19 protein-coding genes are annotated in these 22,510 nt (G+C 68.3%); 8 read left to right on the forward strand and 11 right to left on the reverse strand.

Features of this window, described 5'->3' with window-relative positions; genetic code table 11:
- Positions 1-159: 159 nt before the first annotated feature.
- The 5 genes from secF to queA all read right to left on the reverse strand — a co-directional run bounded on the left by secF (position 160) and on the right by queA (position 6,199).
- Positions 160-1,110, reverse strand: coding sequence for a protein translocase subunit SecF (gene secF, locus HWX62_RS31930; RefSeq protein ID WP_006482457.1), 951 nt, complete (start codon positions 1,108-1,110; stop codon positions 160-162).
- An 18-nt stretch (positions 1,111-1,128) separates the two neighbouring features.
- Entirely contained in the window at positions 1,129-3,150 is a 2,022-nt protein-coding gene (secD, locus tag HWX62_RS31935) for a protein translocase subunit SecD (protein WP_175933031.1), read from the reverse strand.
- 106 nt (positions 3,151-3,256) lie between these two features.
- Positions 3,257-3,580, reverse strand: coding sequence for a preprotein translocase subunit YajC (yajC, locus tag HWX62_RS31940; RefSeq protein ID WP_006476868.1), 324 nt, complete (start codon positions 3,578-3,580; stop codon positions 3,257-3,259).
- A 235-nt stretch (positions 3,581-3,815) separates the two neighbouring features.
- The gene (gene tgt / locus HWX62_RS31945) at positions 3,816-5,015 is read right to left on the reverse strand and encodes a tRNA guanosine(34) transglycosylase Tgt (protein WP_175933030.1); all 1,200 of its coding nucleotides are present in this window, start codon (positions 5,013-5,015) and stop codon (positions 3,816-3,818) included.
- A gap of 116 nt (positions 5,016-5,131) precedes the next feature.
- On the reverse strand, positions 5,132-6,199 hold the full coding sequence (gene queA / locus HWX62_RS31950; RefSeq protein ID WP_175933029.1) for a tRNA preQ1(34) S-adenosylmethionine ribosyltransferase-isomerase QueA: 1,068 nt from the start codon (positions 6,197-6,199) through the stop codon (positions 5,132-5,134).
- Positions 6,200-6,366: 167 nt separating this feature from the next.
- Between queA and recG the strand changes: the two genes are divergently transcribed.
- The 7 genes from recG to ubiA all read left to right on the forward strand — a co-directional run bounded on the left by recG (position 6,367) and on the right by ubiA (position 14,515).
- Entirely contained in the window at positions 6,367-8,679 is a 2,313-nt protein-coding gene (recG, locus tag HWX62_RS31955; RefSeq protein ID WP_175985329.1) for an ATP-dependent DNA helicase RecG, read from the forward strand.
- Between the two features lie 128 nt (positions 8,680-8,807).
- A complete protein-coding gene (locus tag HWX62_RS31960; protein ID WP_006754461.1) occupies positions 8,808-9,767 on the forward strand; it encodes a LysR substrate-binding domain-containing protein in 960 nt (319 codons plus the stop codon).
- A 396-nt stretch (positions 9,768-10,163) separates the two neighbouring features.
- Complete coding sequence (locus tag HWX62_RS33255; RefSeq protein WP_279610485.1) at positions 10,164-10,292, forward strand: hypothetical protein; 129 nt, start codon at positions 10,164-10,166, stop codon at positions 10,290-10,292.
- 101 nt (positions 10,293-10,393) lie between these two features.
- Positions 10,394-12,580 (forward strand): catalase/peroxidase HPI, encoded by a 2,187-nt coding sequence (gene katG, locus HWX62_RS31965; protein ID WP_175933026.1) that lies wholly within the window; start codon positions 10,394-10,396, stop codon positions 12,578-12,580.
- Between the two features lie 109 nt (positions 12,581-12,689).
- Entirely contained in the window at positions 12,690-12,836 is a 147-nt protein-coding gene (locus tag HWX62_RS31970) for a hypothetical protein (protein ID WP_175933025.1), read from the forward strand.
- A gap of 119 nt (positions 12,837-12,955) precedes the next feature.
- The gene (dpsA, locus tag HWX62_RS31975; protein ID WP_175933024.1) at positions 12,956-13,444 is read left to right on the forward strand and encodes a non-specific DNA-binding protein DpsA; all 489 of its coding nucleotides are present in this window, start codon (positions 12,956-12,958) and stop codon (positions 13,442-13,444) included.
- Positions 13,445-13,651: 207 nt separating this feature from the next.
- Positions 13,652-14,515, forward strand: coding sequence for a 4-hydroxybenzoate octaprenyltransferase (ubiA, locus tag HWX62_RS31980; protein WP_175933023.1), 864 nt, complete (start codon positions 13,652-13,654; stop codon positions 14,513-14,515).
- Positions 14,516-14,616: 101 nt separating this feature from the next.
- Here ubiA and proC read toward each other — a convergent pair whose 3' ends face one another.
- From proC to HWX62_RS32010, 6 genes are all read right to left on the reverse strand, one after another.
- The gene (proC, locus tag HWX62_RS31985; protein ID WP_175933022.1) at positions 14,617-15,429 is read right to left on the reverse strand and encodes a pyrroline-5-carboxylate reductase; all 813 of its coding nucleotides are present in this window, start codon (positions 15,427-15,429) and stop codon (positions 14,617-14,619) included.
- A 53-nt stretch (positions 15,430-15,482) separates the two neighbouring features.
- Complete coding sequence (locus tag HWX62_RS31990; RefSeq protein ID WP_175933021.1) at positions 15,483-16,181, reverse strand: YggS family pyridoxal phosphate-dependent enzyme; 699 nt, start codon at positions 16,179-16,181, stop codon at positions 15,483-15,485.
- Positions 16,182-16,311: 130 nt separating this feature from the next.
- On the reverse strand, positions 16,312-17,538 hold the full coding sequence (gene glcF / locus HWX62_RS31995; protein WP_175933020.1) for a glycolate oxidase subunit GlcF: 1,227 nt from the start codon (positions 17,536-17,538) through the stop codon (positions 16,312-16,314).
- Between the two features lie 7 nt (positions 17,539-17,545).
- Entirely contained in the window at positions 17,546-18,634 is a 1,089-nt protein-coding gene (glcE, locus tag HWX62_RS32000; protein WP_175985330.1) for a glycolate oxidase subunit GlcE, read from the reverse strand.
- 185 nt (positions 18,635-18,819) lie between these two features.
- Positions 18,820-20,313: an FAD-linked oxidase C-terminal domain-containing protein gene (locus tag HWX62_RS32005; protein WP_175933018.1), complete on the reverse strand. Its 1,494-nt coding sequence runs from the start codon at positions 20,311-20,313 to the stop codon at positions 18,820-18,822.
- A 38-nt stretch (positions 20,314-20,351) separates the two neighbouring features.
- Positions 20,352-21,761 (reverse strand): FAD-linked oxidase C-terminal domain-containing protein, encoded by a 1,410-nt coding sequence (locus HWX62_RS32010; RefSeq protein WP_175933017.1) that lies wholly within the window; start codon positions 21,759-21,761, stop codon positions 20,352-20,354.
- Between the two features lie 136 nt (positions 21,762-21,897).
- Between HWX62_RS32010 and HWX62_RS32015 the strand changes: the two genes are divergently transcribed.
- Positions 21,898-22,449 carry a cob(I)yrinic acid a,c-diamide adenosyltransferase gene (locus HWX62_RS32015; RefSeq protein ID WP_175933016.1) on the forward strand — a complete coding sequence of 184 codons (552 nt, stop codon included), beginning with the start codon at positions 21,898-21,900 and terminating at the stop codon, positions 22,447-22,449.
- Positions 22,450-22,510: the final 61 nt, after the last annotated feature.

Genomic DNA, 22,510 nt, shown 5'->3' on the forward strand with positions numbered 1-22,510 from the left:
AACACCATCAAGGTCATCAAGCGTCGAGCTTACGGGTACCGCGACGACGAATACTTCTTCCTCAAGATTCGCGCCGCGTTCCCCGGTAATCCTCGATGAACCTAAAAAAAGCCGGCCCGAACGGGCCGGCTGTGCGTCGATGCCGAAACGGCGTGGCGCTCAGACCTGCGCGCCGGCGTTCGGATCGTCCGGATCGTGCGCGGTCTTCTTTTCCTTGATCAGGTCTTCGCGCTTGATGCCGAGCCACATCGCGAGCGAGCCCGCGACGAACACCGACGAGTAGATGCCGAACATGATGCCGACCGTCAGCGCGAGCGCGAAGTAGTGCAGCGTCGGGCCGCCGAAGAAGAACATCGACAGCACCATCATTTCCGTCGACGTGTGCGTGATGATCGTGCGCGACATCGTGGTCGTGATCGCGTGGTTGATCACTTCCTGCACGCTCATCTTGCGTTCGCGGCGGAACGTTTCGCGGATCCGGTCGAAGATGACGACCGACTCGTTGACCGAGTAGCCGAGCACCGCGAGGATCGCCGCGAGCACCGCCAGCGAGAACTCCCACTGGAAGAACGCGAAGAAGCCGAGAATGATCACGACGTCGTGCAGGTTGGCGATGATGCCCGCCACCGCGTACTTCCATTCGAAGCGGAACGACAGGTAGATCACGATGCCGATCACGACGCACGCGAGCGCGAGCAGGCCGTCGGTCGCGAGCTCGCGGCCGACCTGCGGGCCGACGAACTCGACGCGCTGCAGCGTGACGTCCGGGCTCTGCGCCTTCAGCGCGCCCATCACCTGGTCGCTCTGCTGCGCGGACGTGAGGCCTTCCTTCAACTGCAGGCGGATCAGCACGTTGCGCGACGTGCCGAAGTTCTGCACCTGCGCGTCGGCGTAGCCGAGCTTGCCGAGCGTCGCGCGCACGGGTTCGAGCTCCGCGGCCTGCTGGTACTGGACCTCGATCACCGTACCGCCGGTGAATTCGACGGACAGGTGCAGCCCGCGGTGGAACAGGAAGAACACGGCGGCGAGGAACGTGACCAGCGAGATCACGTTGAACACCAGCGCGTGCCGCATGAACGGAATGTCTTTACGGATGCGGAAAAATTCCATGGCTTCGTCTCCGGGGCCTTATTGGGTCGAGCCCGGTTTCTTCGGCGACACGCCCTGCTGCGCGCGGTTGCGCAGTTGCGGCTTGCCGGCGCGCGGTGCGTTGCCCTTCGCCGGGGCGGCGAGCTTCGCGGCGCGCGCGGTGTCGGTCGATTCGTCCGCGTCGGCGAACGACGCGGCGGCAGCGGCGCCTTCCGGCTTCCACACCTGGCCGATCGCGAGCGACTTCAGCTTCTTGCGGCCGCCGTACCAGAGGTTGACGATCCCGCGCGAGAAGAACACCGCCGAGAACATCGACGTCAGGATACCGAGGCAGTGCACGATCGCGAACGCGCGAACCGGGCCCGAGCCGAACGCGAGCAGCGCGAGGCCGGCGATCAGCGTCGTGACGTTCGAGTCGAGAATCGTCGCCCACGCGTGCGCGTAGCCGGACTGGATCGCGAGCTGCGGCGGCTGGCCGGCGCGCAGTTCTTCACGCACGCGCTCGTTGATCAGCACGTTGGAGTCGATCGCCATGCCGAGCGCGAGCGCGATTGCCGCGATACCGGGCAGCGTGAGCGTCGCCTGCATCAGCGACAGCACCGCGACGAGCAGCAGCAGGTTCACCGACAGGCCGATCACCGAGATCACGCCGAACAGCATGTAGTACGCGATCATGAACACGGCGATCGCGCAGAAGCCCCAGATCACCGAGTGCACGCCCATCTTGATGTTGTCGGCGCCGAGGCTCGGGCCGATCGTGCGTTCCTCGATGATGTCCATCGGCGCCGCGAGCGAGCCGGCGCGCAGCAGCAGCGCGAGGTCGGCCGCGGCCTGCGGCGTCGGCTGGCCCGTGATCTGGAAGCGGTCGCCGAGTTCGGACTGGATCGTCGCGACCGTCAGCACTTCGCCCTTGCCCTTCTCGAACAGCACCATCGCCATCGGCTTGCCGATGTTCTCGCGCGACACCGCGCGCACCGAGCGGCCGCCCGCCGAGTCGAGGCGGATGTTGACCGACGGACGCTGGTGTTCGTCGAAGCCGGCGGACGCGTCGATGATGCGGTCGCCGGTGAAGATCACGTCCTTCTTCAGCAGCACGGGCGCCTGGTTGCCCTGCGTGAACAGCTCCTCGCCCGGCGGCACGGGGTCGTTCGGGTTCGGGTGCGTGTTGATCGGGTCGGCCAGGCGCGCCTCGAGCGTCGCGGTGCGGCCGATGATGTCCTTCGCCTTCGCGGTGTCCTGCACGCCCGGCAGTTCGACGACGATGCGGTCGTTGCCTTGCTGCTGCAGGATCGGCTCGGACACGCCGAGCTCGTTCACGCGGTTGTGGAGCGTCGTCAGGTTCTGCTTGAGCGCGGCGTCCTCGACGGACTTCTGCACGGCCGGCGTGAACGTGCCGACCACCTGCGTGCCGCCGCCGCCGGGCTGCGTCGCCCATTGCAGCTCGGTGATCGACGCGGCGAGCACCTTGCGGGCGTCTTCGGCCGTCTGCGCATCGCTGAAGTTGACGACCACGGATTGCTCGACGCGGCTCACGCCGCCGTCGCGGATGTTCTTGTCGCGCAGCAGCGAGCGCGCGTCGGACGCGTCGGAGTCGAGCTTCTTCGTGAGCGCGCCCGTCATGTCGACCTGGAGCAGGAAGTGCACACCGCCGCGCAGGTCGAGGCCGAGATACATCGGCAGCGCGTGCAGCGCGGTCAGCCAGCGCGGCGACGCGCTCTGCAGGTTCAGTGCGACGACGTACTGCGGATCGTTCGGGTCGGCGTTCAGCGACTTCTGCAGCAGGTCCTTGACGCGCAGCTGCGTATCGGTGTCCTTCAGGCGCACGCGGATGTTCGCGTTGGTCGCCGTGTTCTCGAAGGTGACGTCGTCCGGCTTGATCTGCGCGGCGGCGAGCGCCGATTCGACCTGGGTCAGCGTGGTCGAGTCGAGCTTGACCGTGGCCTTGCCGCTCGACACCTGCACCGCCGGCGCTTCGCCGAAGAAGTTGGGCAATGTGTACAGAAGGCCGATGGCGAGCGCCACGACCATCACGACATATTTCCAGAGTGGATAACGATTCATGAGGGGGCCGAACGGGTGGTTGGCGTGAAAGCGTCGCGTCCGGCGCCGCGGCGGCCCGCTCTCTCAGGCGGGCACGGCGCGGGGAGCCGGACGCTCGGTGAAAGCCTTACAGCGACTTGATCGTGCCCTTCGGCAGAATGGTCGTGACGGCAGCCTTCTGCACGGTGATTTCGGTGCCTTCGGCGATTTCGACGCCGATGTAGCCTTCGGTGACCTTCGTCACCTTGCCGACGAGGCCGCCGCTCGTGACGACTTCGTCGCCCTTCGCCATGGCCGCGAGCATGTTGCGGTGTTCCTTCTGGCGCTTCATCTGCGGACGGATCATGATGAAGTACAGCACCGCGAACATCAGGATGAGCGGCAGGAAGCTCATCAGGCTCGATTCGGCGCCACCGGCACCTTGCGCGAAGGCATTGGAAATGAACGGCACGTTGGTCTCTCCGTAGGGGAAGATCGAAAAATAAGCCGGTTATTCTACCACCGGCCCCATGCGCAAACGGCTCGGCAAATGCGCTTTCGGATCAAGCTGTTAAAGCATGATCCGATACCGTTGCGACTTGTATGGAAAGGCAATTGTAATGTTTGGCGCCGGCAACCGGCACCCGGAACCCGTTTTTTAGTACTCGTCCTATGCGGCCGGCCGCCGCGCGCGGGCTGCCGCCCCGTCAGTCGACCCCGCTCGCGCGATCCTCCGCGAAGCGCTGCCGGAATGCGTCGAACGTGTGCGTTTCGATCGCGTCGCGGATCTCGCTCATCAACTGCAGGTAGTAGTGCAGGTTGTGAATCGTGTTCAACTGCGCGCCGAGGATCTCGCCGACCCGGTGCAGGTGATGCAGGTAGCCGCGCGAGAAGTTCCGGCACGTGTAGCAGGTGCAGGTCGGATCGAGCGGCTTCAGCGAGTTCTTGTGCGTCGCGTTGCGGATCTTCACGTCGCCGAAGCGCGTGAAGAGCCAGCCGTTGCGCGCGTTGCGGGTCGGCATCACGCAGTCGAACATGTCGATGCCGTTCGCGACGCCCTCGACCAGATCCTCCGGCGTGCCGACGCCCATCAGGTAGTGCGGCTTGTCGGCCGGCAGCTTCGGGCCCACGTGGCGCAGCACGCGCATCATGTCTTCCTTCGGCTCGCCGACCGACAGCCCGCCGATCGCGAGGCCGTGGAAACCGAGTTCCGCGAGGCCCGCGAGCGATTCGTCGCGCAGGTCCTCGAACATCCCGCCCTGGACGATCCCGAACAGCGCGTTCGGGTTGCCGAGCCGGTCGAATTCGTCGAGCGAGCGCTTCGCCCAGCGCAGCGACATGCGCATCGAATCGGCCGCTTCCTTGTGCGTCGTCGGCACGCCGTCGGTCGCGTACGGCGTGCATTCGTCGAACTGCATCACGACGTCGGAATTCAGCACCTTCTGGATCTGCATCGACACTTCCGGCGACAGGAACAGCTTGTCACCGTTGATCGGCGACGCGAACGTGACGCCGTCCTCGGTGATCTTGCGCAGGTCGCCGAGCGAGAACACCTGGAAGCCGCCCGAGTCGGTCAGGATCGGCTTGTTCCAGCCCATGAAGCCGTGCAGGCCGCCGTGCGCGTCGATCGTGTCGAGGCCCGGGCGCAGCCACAGGTGGAACGTGTTGCCGAGGATGATCTGGGCCTTGATTTCGTGCAGCTCGCGCGGCTGGATCGCCTTCACGGTGCCGTACGTGCCGACCGGCATGAAGATCGGCGTTTCGACCGTACCGTGGTTGAGCTTCACGCGGCCGCGGCGCGCGTGGCCGTCGGTCGTCAGCAGTTCGAATTCGAGCCCGTTCGCCGGGCGGTCCTGGACGGGGGTGTGCGCATCAGCGTGCGTATCGTGGGATGAACCGTCGGTCATCGCGTCATTCTCCTTGCCACCGGAAAACAGTCCGGCGCATGTTTGAAACGCCGCCGGGAAGCCGGCGGCAGTGAAAAAGCGGGTGACGTGCGCGGCGGACGAGCCGCCTGCCGGGCTTACGCGCCCGCCGCCTCCGGCGTGTCGCGCCGCGTGAGCAGCATCGCGTCGCCGTAGCTGAAGAAGCGGTAGCGTTCGGCGATCGCGTGCCGGTATGCGGCGCGGATCGTCTCGACGCCCGCGAACGCGGACACCAGCATCAGCAGCGTCGATTTCGGCAGGTGGAAGTTCGTCACGAGCCGGTCGACCACGCGGAAACGGTAGCCGGGCGTGATGAAGATGTCGGTCTCGGCCTGCGTCGCCGCGAGCGGGCGGCCCGCTTCGTCGGCCGCGCGCGCGGCGGCTTCGAGCGCGCGCATCGACGTCGTGCCGACCGCGATCACGTTGCCGCCGCGCGCGCGGGTCGCGGCGATCCTGTCGACGAGCGACTGCGGCAGGTCGTACCACTCGCTGTGCATCTTGTGCTCGGCGATGTTCTCGACGCGCACCGGCTGGAACGTGCCGGCGCCCACGTGCAGCGTGAGCGTCGCGCGCTCGACGCCCAGTGCGTCGAGCTTCTCCAGCAGCGGCTCGTCGAAATGCAGCCCGGCCGTCGGTGCCGCGACCGCGCCCGGATGGCTCGCGTAGACGGTCTGGTAGCGCGTTTCGTCGGTCGCATCGGGATCGTGCTCGATATACGGCGGCAGCGGCAGGCGGCCGTACTGTTCGATCAGCTCGAGGCACGGCGCGGGGAAATGCAGCGTGAAGAACGGCTCGACGCGCTCGCCGACCGTCACGTCGAACGCGTCGGCCAGGCGCAGCGTCGTGCCGGCGCCCGGCGACTTGCTCGCGCGGATCTGCGCGAGCGCCGTGTGCGTGCCGGTCACGCGCTCGATCAGCACCTCGATCCTGCCGCCGCTGGCCTTCTGGCCGAAGAAACGCGCCTTCAGCACCTTGGTGTCGTTGAACACGAGCAGGTCGCCGGGCGCGATGCACGACGGCAGTTCGACGAAATGGCGGTCGACGAGGCGGGCGGGCGCGACGCCGCCGTCGACCTCGAGCAGGCGGCTCGCGGTGCGATCGGGCAGCGCGGTCTGGGCAATCAGCTCGGGCGGCAGATTGAAATCGAAATCGGAAAGCGTGAACATGCGGGCTGGTTCGAAGCGGCCGGCGGGCGCCGCCGGCAGGGCGGAAACGCGTAATCGGCGCGCGCGAGCCGCTATGATGACGGGATGCGCGGCCTGGCCGGCGTCGTTCGTTCGGACGACGTGAAAGCCGCTATTGTACTTGCCTTGCGAAGCACCCAGACGATCCGATGCCTGTGTCACCACGCCGTTCCCCCGCTGCCGTTGCCGATTCCGCCGATCCGTTCGACGCGGACGATGCCGCCACGCCCGCGCCGTCCGCGGCTGGCCCCGGCGTGCGCCGCGCCGGCCCGAAGCGCGGCGCCGACGGACGGCTCGCGCAGCCCGCGGCCGCCGCGCCCGAGGCCGACGGCGCCGCCGCGAGCGACGAAGCAGGTGCACCGGGCACGAAACGCAAGAAGAAGCCGGCCGCCGACAAACCGGTGAAAACCGCCGACAAGCTCGCGAAGCTCGGCCTCACGCGTTCGATCGATCTCGTGCTGCATCTGCCGATGCGCTACGAGGACGAAACCACGCTCACGCCGATCGGCGAGCTGCTGCCGGGCGGCATCGCGCAGACCGAAGGCGTCGTGTTCGACAACGAGGTCGCGTACCGGCCGCGCCGCCAGCTCGTCGTGAAGATCCGGGACGACGACGGCGAGCAGCTCGTGTTGCGCTTCCTGAATTTCTACGGGTCGCAGGTCAAGCAGATGGCCGTCGGCCAGCGGCTGCGCGTGCGCGGCGACGTGCGCGGCGGCTTCTTCGGGATGGAGATGGTGCATCCGGCCGTGCGCGTCGTCGAGGCCGACGCGCCGCTGCCGCAGGTGCTCACGCCGGTCTACCCGAGCACGGCCGGCGTGTCGCAGGCGTATCTGCGCAAGGCGATCGAGAACGCGGTCGAGCGCACGTCGCTGCCCGAACTGCTGCCGCCCGAGATCCAGCGCGATTACCTGAAGCCGCTCGACGTGCCGTCGCTCGAGCAGGCCGTGCGCATCCTGCACCACCCGGGCGTCGATTCCGACGAAGCCGCGTTGATGGACGGCTCGCATCCGGCGTGGACGCGCATCAAGTTCGAGGAGCTGCTCGCGCAGCAACTGTCGCTCAAGCGGGCGCACGAGGAGCGCCGCACGCGCGCGGCGCCCGCGATGCCGCGCCGCGCCGCGAGCGACGCCGACGCGCTGACCACGCGCCTTTACGCGGCGCTGCCGTTCACGCTGACGGGCGCGCAGGCGCGCGTCGTCGACGAGATCGCGCACGACCTCACGCTCGCGCACCCGATGCAGCGCCTGCTGCAGGGCGACGTCGGCAGCGGCAAGACGGTCGTCGCGGCGCTGGCCGCCACGCAGGCGATCGACGCCGGCTACCAGGCCGCGCTGATGGCGCCGACCGAAATCCTCGCGGAACAGCACGCGCGCAAGCTGCGCGCGTGGCTCGAGCCGCTCGGCGTCACGGTCGCGTGGCTCGCCGGCAGCCTGAAGGCGAAGGAGAAGCGCGCGGCGATCGAGGCGGCCGCGCTCGGTACCGCGCAGCTCGTGATCGGCACGCACGCGATCATCCAGGACACGGTCGAATTCGCACGGCTCGGCCTCGTGATCGTCGACGAGCAGCATCGCTTCGGCGTCGAGCAGCGTCTCGCGCTGCGCGCGAAGGCCGCGAACGCGGCCAACGGCGCGCGCGACTTTCAGCCGCACCAGTTGATGATGTCGGCCACGCCGATCCCGCGCACGCTCGCGATGACGTACTACGCGGATCTCGAAGTGTCGACGATCGACGAACTGCCGCCCGGCCGCACGCCCGTGCTGACGCGCCTCGTCGGCGACGCGCGGCGCGACGAGGTGATCGCCCGCGTGCGCGAGGCCGCGCTGACCGGGCGCCAGGTGTACTGGGTGTGCCCGCTGATCGAGGAGAGCGAGACGCTGCAGCTGCAGACGGCCGTCGAAACCTACGAGACGCTCGCCGCGGCGCTCCCCGAGCTGAAGGTCGGCCTCGTGCACGGCCGGCTGTCGCCGGCCGACAAGGCGGCCGTGATGGACGCGTTCACGCGCAACGAAGTGCAACTGCTCGTCGCGACGACCGTGATCGAGGTCGGCGTCGACGTGCCGAACGCATCGCTGATGGTGATCGAGCACGCGGAGCGTTTCGGCCTCGCGCAGTTGCACCAGCTGCGCGGCCGCGTCGGGCGCGGCACCGCCGCGTCGGTGTGCGTGCTGCTGTACACCGGGCCGCTGTCGATCGCCGGCCGCGAGCGGCTGAAAACGATGCGCGAGACGACCGACGGCTTCGAGATCGCGCGGCGCGACCTCGAGATCCGCGGCCCCGGCGAATTTCTCGGCGCGCGCCAGTCGGGCGCGGCGATGCTGCGCTTTGCGAACCTCGAGACCGACGGCTGGCTGATCGAGCCGGCCCGCGAGGCCGCGGCGCGGCTGATTGCCGCGTATCCGGAGGTGGTCACGCAGCATCTGGCGCGCTGGCTCGGCGCGCGCGAGCAGTACCTGAAGGCGTGATCCGACCCATATGGGGCCGGATCGAAGAACCGCCGGTCGATGCAGCGCGATGCAGAGAAAGTTGGCGAACCGGGGCCAACAGGTGTATAAATTAAACCTATCGCCTGTATATCTCTGATTGACCCACAATGACGCTGACTGAACTGAAATACATCGTCGCGGTTGCGCGCGAGCGGCATTTCGGCCGCGCGGCGGAAGCGTGCTTCGTGAGCCAGCCGACGCTGTCGGTGGCGATCAAGAAGCTCGAAGACGAGCTCAACGTGCAGATTTTCGAGCGCGGTGCGAGCGAAGTGAGCGTGACGCCGATCGGCGACCAGATCGTGACCCAGGCGCAGCGCGTGCTCGAGCAGACCTTCGCGATCAAGGAGATCGCGAAGCAGGGCAAGGATCCGCTCGTCGGCCCGTTCCGCCTCGGCGTGATCTACACGATCGGGCCGTACCTGCTGCCCACGCTCGTCAAGCAGATGATCCAGCGGGTTCCGCAGATGCCGCTGATGCTGCAGGAGAACTACACGCTGAAGCTACTCGAACTGCTGAAGCAGGGCGAGATCGACGCCGCGATCATGGCGCTGCCGTTCCCCGAAACCGGCCTGATGGTGCGGCCGCTGTACGACGAGCCGTTCGTCGTCGCGCTGCCGGCCGGCCATCCGTGGGAGAAGCGTGACGAAATCGACGCCGAGGACCTGAAGCAGGAAACCATGCTGCTGCTCGGCAACGGCCACTGCTTCCGCGATCACGTGCTCGGCGTGTGTCCGGAACTGATGCGTTTCTCGCAGACGGCCGACGGCATCCAGAAGACCTTCGAGGGCTCGTCGCTCGAAACCATCCGCCACATGGTCGCGAGCGGCGTCGGCATCACCGTGCTGCCGCGGATGTCCGTTGCCGAGATCGGCCCGCGCGCGAACGGCCCCGATGCCGAGCTGCTGTCGTACGTGCCGTTCAACGAACCGGTGCCCGATCGCCGCGTGGTGCTCGTGTGGCGCAAGAGCTTCACGCGCATGCCCGCGATCGACGCGATCAGCGACGCGATCGCCGCGTGCGAACTGCCGGGTGTCGCGAAGCTCGACATGCCGGCCACGATGAACTGACACGGGCACGCCCGAGCACGCCTGGTGGCAGCGTAATGAACGGGGTCTTGCGACCCCGTTTATTTTTCCCTATCGCATAGATGAAATTTATCAAATTCAAATAATTGATAGATATAGATAGAATCCTCTACATGGATCGGCGTCGAGCCGACGTGCGGGATGCACGGTGAATGCAAGCGTCAAAGGAGGATGTTATGATGCGGTCGGTATGGCAGCACGCGCAGCGGAACATCCCGTCGCGCGACACGGTCGTACATCGCGCCAGGGCCGCGGTTCGCAGCCTGCGCCCGATTGCGTTCGCGTACCTGGCGGACCGTGTGCATGGCGGATGAGTGCCGCCGCACCGGCCCGGTGTTCCCCCGATTCACCTGTCGTCGAGCCATGAGCGAGCATTGCATGTCCGATCCCCGACAAACCGCCCGCCTCGCCGGCACGATGCTCGCCGGTAGCCGCTTGCGCGAGCGCCCCGCCTGCGGCGCGTTGCGTCGGGAATGCGTGCCGCAGGCCGCGCACGACCACCCCTAGTACGACAGGAGGACCCGCCTGTTCCGTTTCTTACCCCCCGCAATGCACCACGAACCGCGCCCGGCACGTGGGGGCCTACGAGCAAGTAAAGGAGAAAAAGCATGTCGAACGAAACGAAGTGCCCGTTCAACCACACCGCAGGCAGCGGCACGACGAACAAGGACTGGTGGCCGAATCAGCTGAACCTCAACGTCCTGCATCGGCATTCGGCGCTGTCCGATCCGATGGACCCGGATTTCGACTATGCCGAGGCATTCAAGAAGCTGGATCTCGCCGCGGTGAAGCGGGACCTGCACGCGCTGATGACGACGTCGCAGGACTGGTGGCCGGCCGACTTCGGCCACTACGGCGGCCTGTTCGTGCGCATGGCGTGGCACAGCGCCGGCACGTACCGCACGGCCGACGGCCGCGGCGGCGCGGGCGGCGGGCAGCAGCGCTTCGCGCCGCTCAACAGCTGGCCGGACAACGTGAGCCTCGACAAGGCGCGCCGCCTGCTGTGGCCGATCAAGCAGAAGTACGGCCGCAACATCTCGTGGGCCGACCTGCTGATCCTGACCGGCAACGTGGCGCTCGAATCGATGGGCTTCAAGACGTTCGGCTATGCCGGCGGCCGCGTCGACACGTGGGAACCGGACGACGTCTACTGGGGCTCGGAAAAGATCTGGCTGGAACTGAGCGGCGGCCCGAACAGCCGCTACACGGGCAAGCGCGAGCTCGAAAGCCCGCTCGCCGCGGTGCAGATGGGCCTCATCTACGTGAACCCGGAAGGCCCGGACGGCAACCCCGACCCGGTCGCCGCCGCGCACGACATCCGCGAGACGTTCGCGCGGATGGCGATGAACGACGAGGAAACGGTCGCGCTGATCGCGGGCGGCCACACGTTCGGCAAGACGCACGGCGCCGGTCCGGCCTCGAACGTCGGCCCCGAGCCGGAAGCCGCGGGCCTCGAAGAGCAGGGCCTCGGCTGGAAGAGCACGTTCGGCACGGGCAAGGGCAAGGACACGATCACGAGCGGCCTCGAAGTCACGTGGACGTCGACGCCGACGAAGTGGAGCAACGACTTCTTCAAGCACCTGTTCAGCTACGAGTGGGAGCTCACGAAGAGCCCGGCCGGCGCGCACCAGTGGGTCGCGAAGGATGCCGACGAAGTGATTCCCGATGCGTACGACGCGTCGAAGAAGCATCGCCCGACGATGCTGACGACCGACCTGTCGCTGCGTTTCGACCCGGCCTACGAAAAGATCTCGCGCCGCTTCTACGAGAACCCGGCCGAATTCGCCGACGCATTCGCGCGCGCGTGGTTCAAGCTCACGCACCGCGACATGGGCCCGCGTGCACGCTATCTCGGCCCGGAAGTGCCGGCCGAGGAACTGCTGTGGCAGGACCCGATCCCGGCCGTCGATCACCCGCTGATCGACGAGGCCGACGTCGCCGCGCTGAAGGCGAAGGTGCTGGCAACGGGGCTGAGCGTGTCGCAGCTCGTGTCGACCGCATGGGCGTCCGCATCGACGTTCCGCGGGTCGGACAAGCGCGGCGGCGCGAACGGCGCGCGCATCCGCCTGGCCCCGCAGAAGGACTGGGAAGTGAACCAGCCGGCGGCGCTCGCGGCGGTGCTCGAAACGCTCGAAGGCGTGCAGAAGGCGTTCAACGATGCGCAGACGGGCGGCAAGAAGGTGTCGCTGGCCGATCTGATCGTGCTGGCCGGTGCCGCCGGCGTCGAGCAGGCCGCGAAAAACGCGGGTGTCGCGATCACGGTACCGTTCGCACCGGGCCGGATGGATGCGTCGCAGGAGCAGACCGACGTCGACGCGATGGCCGTGCTCGAGCCGCTCGCCGACGGGTTCCGCAATTACCTGAAGCGCGCGTACAAGACGCCGGCCGAGGCGCTGCTGGTCGACAAGGCGCAACTGCTGACGTTGACGGCGCCGGAGATGACCGTGCTGGTCGGCGGCCTGCGCGTGCTCGGCGCGAACGTCGGCGACTCGAAGCACGGCGTGTTCACCGATCGTCCGGGCTCGCTGACGAACGACTTCTTCGCGAACCTGCTCGACATGGGTACGGAGTGGAAGCCGGTGTCGGCCGCGAACGACGTGTTCGAGGGGCGCGACCGCGCGACGGGCCAGGTCAAGTGGACCGGCACGCGCGTCGACCTGATCTTCGGCTCGCACTCGCAGTTGCGCGCGCTGGCCGAGGTGTACGGCAGCGCGGATGCGCAGGAGAAGTTCGTGCGCGATTTCGTCGCCGCGTGGAACAAGGTGATGAACCTCGATCGCTTCGACCTCGCATGAACCCGGCCGCAGGCTGATGCAGTAGCGCAGTAACGCAGTACGTGAAGCGGCCGGCCGAACGACCGGCCGCTTCTTTTCTGAACGATGTCTTGTCCAAGGAGTGACGACCATGACGCAAATGATGCTCAACATGCGTGCCGCAGCGTCGCCCATTCTGCGATCGCCGCTCGAGCTGGCGCGCTACGCCGTCGGCTTCGCGATCGTCGCCGGCGGGGCGGCGGAGCTGCTCTCGCAGGCGCTGCACGCGCTCGCGTAGGGCGACGACGGCTTCGCGACGCTCGACTGGCGAGTCGCGAACGGATGCCGGACGATGCGGCATGCGGATTGCTCGACACATTTTCGCCGGTTCAACATTTCGAATGAGGAGTCCCGAAGATGGCCAAGAAAGGCAACGCCACGCAGATCAACATCGGTATCAGCGACAAGGACCGCAAGAACATCGCGGACGGCCTGTCGCGCCTGCTCGCCGATACGTTTTCGCTGTACCTGAAGACCCACAATTTCCACTGGAACGTGACCGGACCGATGTTCAACACGCTGCACCTGATGTTCGAGGAGCAGTACAACGAACTGTGGCTCGCGGTCGATTCCGTCGCCGAGCGCATTCGCACGCTGGGCGTCGTCGCGCCCGGCACGTTCGCCGATTTCGCGAAACTGTCGTCGGTGCCGGAAGCGAAGGGCGTGCCGGCCGCCGAGGAGATGATCCGCCAGCTCGTCGAAGGGCACGAGACGGTCGTGCGCACCGCGCGCGAAATCTTCCCGATCGCCGACGCGGCGAGCGACGAGCCGACCGCGGACCTGCTGACCCAGCGCCTGCAGACGCACGAAAAGACCGCATGGATGCTGCGGTCGCTACTGGCGTAAGCCCGGGCGCGGCGAAGCCGGCAGGCTGGCTCGCACCGGCCCGTATTTGACCCTGTCCCCCGATTGATGCGCGTCGCCGTGCAGCCGCGTGCAGCGGGCCGCCGCGGCTGCACGGCCCGCCGCGGCCACCGGCCGCGGGTCGCACCGACATGACGCGGAGCGCCGCTCGGCTCTAAAATGCCGGGATTCCGTTCCCGGTGCTTCGCCATGCTTGCCCGCTTTCCCCTGTATCTGCGGCTCGTCCGGATGGACAAGCCGATCGGCAGCCTGCTGCTGCTGTGGCCGACGCTCAACGCGCTGTGGATCGCGTCGGACGGCCACCCGCGCTGGCCGCTCGTCGTGATCTTCATGCTCGGCACGCTGCTGATGCGCTCGGCCGGCTGCGCGATGAACGACTACGCCGACCGCGATTTCGACCGCCACGTAAAGCGCACGGCCGACCGGCCGCTGACGTCGGGCAAGATCCGCGCATGGGAAGCCGTCGCGATCGCGGTCGGGCTGTCGTTCATCGCGTTCCTGCTGATCCTGCCGCTCAATACGCTGACGAAGGAACTGTCGGTGGTCGCGCTGTTCGTCGCCGGGTCCTATCCGTTCATGAAGCGCTTCTTCGCGATTCCGCAGGCGTATCTGGGCATCGCGTTCGGCTTCGGCATCCCGATGGCGTTCGCGGCCGTGCAGGACACGGTGCCGGCGCTCGCCTGGGTGATGCTGGTCGCGAACATCTTCTGGTCGGTCGCGTACGACACCGAATATGCGATGGTCGATCGCGACGACGACATCAAGATCGGCATCCGCACGTCCGCGCTGACGTTCGGCCGGTTCGACGTCGCGGCCGTGATGGCGTGCTACGCGGTGACGCTCGGCATCTACGTGTGGATCGGCGTGACGCTCGGCTTCGGCCTCGCGTACTGGGCGGGCTGGGCGGCGGCGGTCGGCTGCGCGCTGTATCACTACACGCTGATCAAGGATCGCGAACGGATGCCGTGCTTCGCGGCGTTCCGCCACAACAACTGGCTCGGCGGCGTGCTGTTCGCGGGCATCGCCGCGCATTACCTGCTGGCGGGCAGTTGAACGACACCCCGCGCGTTCTTGCGCGCGGCGCCAACGACAAAGCGACCTGACGGTCGCTTTTTTTACGTCCGGCGCCGGTTGTGCCGGCGCCGCTGCCGCGCTTACGCGCGGCCGAGCTCGTCGCCCATCTCCTTCGCGCGCGCTTCGGCCGCGAGCGCGCCGCGCACGATCGCTTCCTTCACGCCTTGCGCATCGAACGCCGCGAGCGCGGCGGCCGTCGTGCCGCCCTTCGACGTCACGCGTTCGCGCAGCACGCTCGCCGGTTCGCCCGACTGCGCGGCGAGTTGCGCGGCGCCCGCGAACGTCGCGACGGCGAGCGCGCGGCCCTGCTCGTCGTTCATGCCGAGGCGGCGTGCGGCCTCCTGCAGCGCTTCGATGAAATAGAACACGTACGCGGGGCCGCTGCCCGAAATCGCGGTGACCGCGTCGAGCTGCGATTCGTCGTCGAACCAGACGATCTCGCCGACCGCGCCGAGCACGCTCGACGCGAGTTCGCGGCCTGCGGCGTCGACGCCCGGCAGCGCGGCGAGGCCCGTCACGCCCATGCCGACCAGCGCGGGCGTGTTCGGCATCGTGCGCACGACGCGCGCGTAACCGCCGAGCCAGCGGGCGAGATCCGTGCCGCGGATGCCGGCCGCGATGCTGACCACGAGCTGCGACGTCAGGTGCGGCGCGAGCGCCCGCGCGACGTCGTGCAGCACCTGCGGCTTCACCGCGAGCACGATCGCGTCGTAATCGGCGAGCGTCGCGTCGATCGCCGCGCCGGTGCGCACGCCGAATTGCTGCGCCGCGCGCGTGCGGACCTCTTCGTTGACGTCGATGGCATACAGGCCGTCCGCGGCGACGCCGCGCTTGATCAGGCCGCCGATCAGGGCCGCGGCCATGTTGCCGCCGCCGATGAATGCGATTTTCATGATGTCGGGAATGAGCGAGTGAGTGAACGGAAAGGCGGAACAGGGCGCGGTGGTCAGTGCGCGTAATCGCGCGCGCCGAAGATCGCGGTGCCGACGCGCACGATCGTCGCGCCTTCGAGCACGGCCGCCTCGAGATCGGCGGACATGCCCATCGACAGCGTGTCGAGCGGCAGGCCGCCGGCGCGCAACGTGTCGAACAACGCACGCAGCGCGCGATGCGGCGCGCGTTGCGCGTCGGTGTCGTCGGCCGGTTCGGGAATCGCCATCAGGCCGCGAAAGCGCAGCGACGGCAGTGCGGCGACCGCACGCGCGACCTCGGCCACGTCGGCCGGCGCGACGCCGCTCTTCGACGCCTCGCCGCTGATGTTTACCTGCACGCACACGTTGAGCGGCGGCAGGTGCGCGGGGCGCTGTTCCGACAGGCGCTGGGCGATCTTCAGCCGGTCGACCGAATGGACCCAGTCGAAGCGCTCGGCGACGGGGCGCGTCTTGTTCGATTGCAGCGGGCCGATGAAATGCCATTCGAGGCTCGCGCGCAGGTCGGCGAGCGCGTCGATCTTGTCGACCGACTCCTGCACGTAGTTCTCGCCGAACGCACGCTGCCCGGCCGCATGCGCGGCGCGCACGTCGTCGGCCGGAAACGTCTTCGACACGGCGAGCAGCGAGACGGTGGCGGGATCGCGGCCGGCCGCGCGGGCGGCGTCGGCGATGCGGCGATGAACGGAGTCGAGGCGGGCGGCGAGATCGGACATGACGGGCACGAAAGCAGGCACGGAAGCAGCACGGAAGCGGGCATGAAACCGATGCGCCGCGATACGCGGCGCATCGATCCGCTCATTATACGGACGCCGCGCGCCCGCCCGTTGTTAGCGGGAACCGGCGCTAGCCGTACAGCAAATGCTCGACGAGCTGGACCCAGTGGGCGACCGGCACCTGCGTGCCGCTTTGCAGGTGCGCGATGCAGCCGATGTTGCCGGACACGATCATCTGCGGCTCGAGCGCCTGCAGCTTCAGCAGCTTCTGCTTGCGCAACCGGTACGACAGCGACGGCTGCGTCAGCGAGTAGGTGCCGGCCGAGCCGCAGCACAGGTGGCTGTCGGCCGGCAACCGCACGTCGATGCCGAGCGTCTCCAGCAGGCGCTCGACCTTGCCGCGCGACTGCTGGCCGTGCTGCAGCGTGCACGGCGGGTGGTAGGCGACCGTATGGATCGCGCGGCGCCGTGCGATCGTCGCGAGTTCGGCCTCGAACGCGAGCAGCACGTCGGAGATGTCGCGCGTCAGCGACACGATGCGCTGCGCCTTCTCCGCGTAGGCCGGATCGTCGCGCAGCAGGTGCGCGTACTCGAGCACCGTCGCGCCGCAGCCCGACGCGTTCATCACGATCGCCTCGACGCCCTGTTCGACGTGCGGCCACCACGCGTCGATGTTGCGGCGCGCATCGTCGAGCGCTTCGTCGTGATAGTTCAGGTGCAGGCGGATCGCGCCGCAGCAGCCCGCGTCGGGTGCGACGACCGTCTCGATGCCGAGCGCGTCGAGCACGCGTGCGGTCGCGATGTTGATGTTCGGCAGCATCGACGGCTGCACGCAGCCGCCGAGCATCAGCATCTTGCGCGTATGCGTGCGGTGCGGCCATTCGAGCAGCCGCGTGCGCGGCGGCACCTTGTCGCGCAGCCGCTTCGGCAGCAGCGGCCGCACGTGCTGGCCGAGCCGCATCATCGGCGAGAACAGCGCGGCGTTCGGCACGAGGCTCGCGAGCACGCGGCGCATCAGCCGCTGCTGCGCGGGGCGCTGCACCTGCGCCTCGACGTGCTTGCGGCCGATCTCGACGAGCCGGCCGTACTGGACGCCGGACGGGCAGGTCGTCTCGCAACTGCGGCACGTGAGGCAGCGGTCGAGATGCTGTTGCGTGCTGCGCGTGACGGCCGCGCCCTCGACCATCTGCTTGATCAGGTAGATGCGGCCGCGCGGGCCGTCGAGTTCGTCGCCGAGCAGTTGATAGGTCGGGCAGGTCGCGGTGCAGAACCCGCAGTGCACGCACTTGCGCAGGATCGCGTCGGCCTCGTCGCCGTCGGGCGTGTTGCGGATGAAATCGGCGAGGTTCGTTTGCATCCTGCCCTCAGAGCTCGGGGTAAAGCCAGCCGCGGTTGAAGATGCGCGCGGGATCGAACGCGCTCTTCAGCCCGCGATGGATCTTCATCATCGGCGCGGGCAGCGGCGTGAACACGCCCGCGCTCCGGTCGTAGGTGTCGCCCGCGCGGAACAGCGTCGCATGGCCGCCGGCCTGCTTCGCGCTCATGCGCACGGTTTGCGCGTCGGCGTCGGTGATCCACCAGCGCTGCGCGCCGCCCCATTCCATCAACTGGGTGCCGGGCAGGTGCATCGGTTCGGTGATCGACGGCAGCGACAGACGCCACAGCGCATAGCCGGGCGGGATGCCGTTGAAGAACGGATCGGTGTGCTCGCGCAGGCCGGACCAGAAGCGCTCGGCCTCGACCGCGTCGACGACTTCGCCGCCGAGCAGCGTTTTCGCGGATTTGACGGCGGCTTCCGCGCCCGACAGGCGCAGCACGAGCGTGCCGTTGCGCCACGCGCTCGCGCTGAGCGGCAGCGGATGGCCGCCCCATTCGTTGAGCTTGCGTACCGCGTCGGTCGCGCTCATCTCGAACTTCAGCGTGACTTCGGCGACGGGCATCGGCAGCACCTTGATCGACAGGTCGAGCATCAGCCCGAGCGTGCCGAGCGCGCCGGCCATCAACCGCGACACGTCGTAGCCGGCGACGTTCTTCACGACCTGCCCGCCGAAGCGCAGCATTTCGCCGCGGCCGTTCATCAGCGTCGTGCCGAGCACGAAATCGCGCGGTGCGCCGCAAGTGGCGCGGCGCGGGCCCGCGAGGCCGGCCGCGATGCAGCCGCCGACGGTGGCCGCCCGGCCGAAATGCGGCGGCTCGAACGGCAGCATCTGGCCGCACTCGGCGAGGACGGTTTCAAGCTGCGCGAGCGGCGTGCCCGCGCGGACCGTGACGACGAGTTCGGCCGGGTCGTACGACACGACGCCCTGAAACGCGCGCGTGTCGAGTATTTCGCCCTCGAGCGCCTGGCCGTACCAGTCCTTGGTGCCGCCACCCCGAATCCGCAGCGGCCGGCCGTCGGCACTGGCGGCACGGATGCGCTCGGCCCATCCGGCGACGATGTCGTCCTCTTCCATGTTCCGTTGCTTTCTCGTTTCGTTGTCCGGTCGATTGTACCGGGGTGGCGCGATTCCACATCGCGACTATCCCTAAGCCCGGTATCGCGGGCGGCAAGCGCGCCCGGCGTCCGGCACGCGCCGCGCAGGCACGGCCGACCCGCCGCCCCGCGGCGGCCGGTGCGGGGCGCGACCCGCCGCGCCGCTCAGAAGCGCGGCAGGTCGGGGTGCGGCAGCAGCCCGCCGCGCACGTGCTGGCGGCCGTATTCGGCGCAGCGCGCGCGCGTCGGGATGCCCTTGTCCGGGTTCAGCAGCCCGGCCGGATCGAACGCGCGCTTGACCGCGAAGAACGCATCGCGCTCCTGCGGCGAGAACTGCACGCACATCGAATTGAGTTTTTCGATGCCCACGCCGTGTTCGCCCGTCACGCTGCCGCCGAATTCCACGCAGCATTCGAGGATTTCCGCGCCGAACTGCTCGGCGCGGTGCAACTCGTCCGGATCGTTCGCGTTGTACAGGATCAGCGGATGCATGTTGCCGTCGCCCGCATGGAACACGTTGATGCAGCGCAGCCCGTAGCGCGTTTCGAGCTGCTCGATGCGCGCGAGCAGCGGCCCGATCGCGCGGCGCGGCACGGTGCCGTCCATGCAGTAGTAATCGGCGGAAATGCGCCCGGCGGCCGGAAACGCGTTCTTGCGGCCGGACCAGAAGCGCAGCCGCTCGTGTTCGTTGCGCGACACCTGGATGCGCGTCGCGCCGTGTTCGCGCAGCACGGCCGTCATCCGCACGATTTCCTCGGCGACTTCTTCCGGCGTGCCGTCCGATTCGCACAGCAGGATCGCCTTCGCATCGAGGTCGTAGCCCGCGTGCGTGAACGCCTCGACCGCCTGCGTGGCCGGCTTGTCCATCATCTCGAGCCCGGCCGGGATGATGCCCGACGCGATGATCGCGGCCACCGCCTCGCCGCCTTTCACGACGTCGTCGAAGCTCGCCATCACGAGCTGCGCGGTCTGCGGCTTCGGGATCAGCCGCACCGTGACCTCGGTGACGATCGCGAACATCCCTTCGCTGCCGATCATCACGGCGAGCAGGTCGAGGCCCGGCATGTCGAGCGCGAGCGAGCCGAATTCGACGATCTCGCCGTCGATCGTCACCGCGCGCACGCGCATCACGTTGTGCACGGTCAGCCCGTATTTCAGGCAGTGGACGCCGCCGGAATTTTCCGCGACGTTGCCGCCGATCGTGCAGGCGATCTGCGACGACGGATCGGGCGCGTAATACAGGCCGTACGGCGCGGCCGCCTCGGAGATCGCGAGGTTGCGCACGCCGGGCTGCACGGTGGCCGTGCGCGCGTACGGGTCGACTTCGACGATGCGCGTGAAGCGCGCGAGCGACAGCACGACGCCGAGCGCGATCGGCAGCGCGCCGCCCGACAGGCTCGTGCCGGCGCCGCGCGGCACGATCGGCACTTCCATGCGGTGGCAGATCTGCACGATCCGCTGCACCTGCGATTCCGTCTCGGGCAGCGCGACCGCGAGCGGCAGCCGGCGGTACGCGGACAGGCCGTCGCATTCGTACGGCGCCGTGTCCTCGTCGCGGTACAGCAGGCAGTGCGTCGGCAGCACGGCCATCAGCGCCTGCACGACTTCGCGCTGGCGCTGCGCGCGGGCCGCGCTCGACAGTTCGACGGGAGCGTTCATGAGGTCTGTCTCCTGCGCGAGGCGCGACGTCCGCCGGGTCAGCACGTGAAAATCTTGCCGGGATTCATCAGGTTGCGCGGATCGAGCGCGAGCTTGATCGCGCGCATCGTGTCGATCGCGTTGTCGCCGTGCTCCTTCGGCAGGAAGCGCATCTTGTGCAGCCCGACGCCGTGTTCGCCGGTGCAGGTGCCGCCCAGGCGCAGCGCGCGCTCGACGATCCGGTCGTTGATGTGTTCGGCCTCGGCGAGCTCCTCGGGCTGGTCGGGATCGATCAGGATCGCGACGTGGAAATTGCCGTCGCCGACGTGGCCGACGATCGGGCAGGGCAGCGACGACGCGCGCAGGTCGGCCTCGGTTTCCTCGACGCATGCGGCGAGTTGCGAGATCGGCACGCACACGTCGGTGGTCACCGCGCGGCAGCCGGGTTTCAGCTGCAGCATCGCGAAATACGCGTTGTGGCGCGCGGACCAGAGCCGGCTGCGGTCCTCGGGGCGTGTCGCCCATTCGAAGCCCTGGCCGGCGTTCTGGGCGGCCAGCGCCTGCACGAGTTCGGCCTGCTCCTTCACGCCGGCGTCGGTGCCGTGGAATTCGAAGAACAGCGTCGGCGCTTCGGTCAGCGTCAGGTTCGAGTGGCGGTTGATCGAGCGCACCGCGAGCGCATCGACGAATTCGACGCGCGCGATCGGCACGCCGATCTGGATCGTCTCGATCACGGTGCGCACCGCGTCGCCCATCGTCGGGAACGTGCAGATCGCGGCCGACACGGCCTCGGGCAGCGGGTGCAGGCGCAGCGTGATCTCGGTGATCACGCCGAGCGTGCCTTCGGAGCCGACGAACAGGCGCGTGAGGTCGTAGCCGGCCGACGACTTGCGCGCGCGCGAGCCGGTCTTGACCACGCGGCCGTCCGCGAGCACCGCGGTCAGGCCGAGCACGTTCTCGCGCATCGTGCCGTAGCGCACGGCGTTGGTGCCCGATGCGCGGGTCGCGGTCATCCCGCCGATGCTGGCGTCGGCGCCCGGATCGATCGGGAAGAACAGGCCGGTGTCGCGCAGCGCTTCGTTGAGCGCCTTGCGCGTGATGCCCGGCTCGACCGTCACGGTCAGGTCTTCGGCGTTGATCGACAGCACGCGGTTCATTTCCGACAGGTCGAGCGACACGCCGCCGCGCACCGCGAGCAGGTGGCCTTCGAGCGACGAGCCGGCGCCGTACGGGATCAGCGGCACGCTGTAGAGCGAGCACAGCGACACGACTTCGCGCACCTCGTCGGTGTTGTGCGCGAACACGACGGCGTCGGGCAGTTGCGGATCGAACGGGGATTCGTCGCGGCCGTGATGGGCGCGGATCGCGTCGGCGGTCGACACGCGCTCGCCGAAGGCGGCGCGCAGCGCATCGAGCATGGCGGGGGGCAGCGGGCGGCGCATGGCGGCCGGCGGGGCAGGGTGATTCACGAATGTCTCCTGACTGCTTGTCGAACTGTCGGCTCATTCTACGCCGTAACGTCCGCTGCGCCTTGCGCCGCGGGCTGCGATAATCGCGTTCCAGCCAACCGGGCCGCGCGGCGGCCGCGCACGAGAGGACATTCGCATGGGCAACCGCTTGAGCAAGATCGCGACGCGCACGGGCGACGACGGCACCACGGGCCTCGGCGACGGGCGGCGCATCGGCAAGGACGACGCGCGGATCGCCGCGATCGGCGACGTCGACGAACTGAATTCGAATCTCGGCGTGCTGCTGGCCGAGACGCTGCCGGACGACGTGCGCACGGCGCTCGTGACGATCCAGCACGACCTGTTCGATCTCGGCGGCGAACTGTGCATTCCCGGCCATACGGTGATCGACGACACGCATCTTGCCCGCCTCGACCAGTGGCTCGCCGACTACAACGCGACGCTGCCGCCGCTGAAGGAATTCATCCTGCCGGCCGGCTCGCGCGCGGCGTCGCTCGCGCACGTCTGCCGGACCGTGTGCCGCCGCGCGGAGCGCGCGATCGTCGCGCTCGGGCGCGGCGACACGCTCAATGATGCGCCGCGGCGGTACGTGAACCGGCTCTCCGACCTGCTGTTCGTGCTGGCGCGCGTGCTGAACCGCGCCGACGGCGGCGCCGATGTGCTGTGGGAGCGCGGGCGCGTCCGCTAGGGCCTGCCGTCGCGTTTTTGCGCACTGCGACAATTTGCCCGGCAGGTGCGCGCGTTTAAAC

Source organism: Burkholderia sp. BCC0506 (genome assembly GCF_902833145.1).
In the GTDB taxonomy this organism is placed as follows: domain Bacteria; phylum Pseudomonadota; class Gammaproteobacteria; order Burkholderiales; family Burkholderiaceae; genus Burkholderia.

What these genes read in the sequence shown, in the direction of transcription:
- secF (WP_006482457.1), bottom strand. Translation starts at nt 1,110, where the DNA reads ATGGAATTTTTCCGCATCCGTAAAGACATTCCGTTCATGCGGCACGCG.
- secD (WP_175933031.1), bottom strand. Translation starts at nt 3,150, where the DNA reads ATGAATCGTTATCCACTCTGGAAATATGTCGTGATGGTCGTGGCGCTC.
- tgt (WP_175933030.1), bottom strand. Translation starts at nt 5,015, where the DNA reads ATGACCGACGGTTCATCCCACGATACGCACGCTGATGCGCACACCCCC.
- queA (WP_175933029.1), bottom strand. Translation starts at nt 6,199, where the DNA reads ATGTTCACGCTTTCCGATTTCGATTTCAATCTGCCGCCCGAGCTGATT.
- recG (WP_175985329.1), top strand. Translation starts at nt 6,367, where the DNA reads ATGCCTGTGTCACCACGCCGTTCCCCCGCTGCCGTTGCCGATTCCGCC.
- HWX62_RS31960 (WP_006754461.1), top strand. Translation starts at nt 8,808, where the DNA reads ATGACGCTGACTGAACTGAAATACATCGTCGCGGTTGCGCGCGAGCGG.
- HWX62_RS33255 (WP_279610485.1), top strand. Translation starts at nt 10,164, where the DNA reads ATGTCCGATCCCCGACAAACCGCCCGCCTCGCCGGCACGATGCTCGCC.
- katG (WP_175933026.1), top strand. Translation starts at nt 10,394, where the DNA reads ATGTCGAACGAAACGAAGTGCCCGTTCAACCACACCGCAGGCAGCGGC.
- HWX62_RS31970 (WP_175933025.1), top strand. Translation starts at nt 12,690, where the DNA reads ATGACGCAAATGATGCTCAACATGCGTGCCGCAGCGTCGCCCATTCTG.
- dpsA (WP_175933024.1), top strand. Translation starts at nt 12,956, where the DNA reads ATGGCCAAGAAAGGCAACGCCACGCAGATCAACATCGGTATCAGCGAC.
- ubiA (WP_175933023.1), top strand. Translation starts at nt 13,652, where the DNA reads ATGCTTGCCCGCTTTCCCCTGTATCTGCGGCTCGTCCGGATGGACAAG.
- proC (WP_175933022.1), bottom strand. Translation starts at nt 15,429, where the DNA reads ATGAAAATCGCATTCATCGGCGGCGGCAACATGGCCGCGGCCCTGATC.
- HWX62_RS31990 (WP_175933021.1), bottom strand. Translation starts at nt 16,181, where the DNA reads ATGTCCGATCTCGCCGCCCGCCTCGACTCCGTTCATCGCCGCATCGCC.
- glcF (WP_175933020.1), bottom strand. Translation starts at nt 17,538, where the DNA reads ATGCAAACGAACCTCGCCGATTTCATCCGCAACACGCCCGACGGCGAC.
- glcE (WP_175985330.1), bottom strand. Translation starts at nt 18,634, where the DNA reads ATGGAAGAGGACGACATCGTCGCCGGATGGGCCGAGCGCATCCGTGCC.
- HWX62_RS32005 (WP_175933018.1), bottom strand. Translation starts at nt 20,313, where the DNA reads ATGAACGCTCCCGTCGAACTGTCGAGCGCGGCCCGCGCGCAGCGCCAG.
- HWX62_RS32015 (WP_175933016.1), top strand. Translation starts at nt 21,898, where the DNA reads ATGGGCAACCGCTTGAGCAAGATCGCGACGCGCACGGGCGACGACGGC.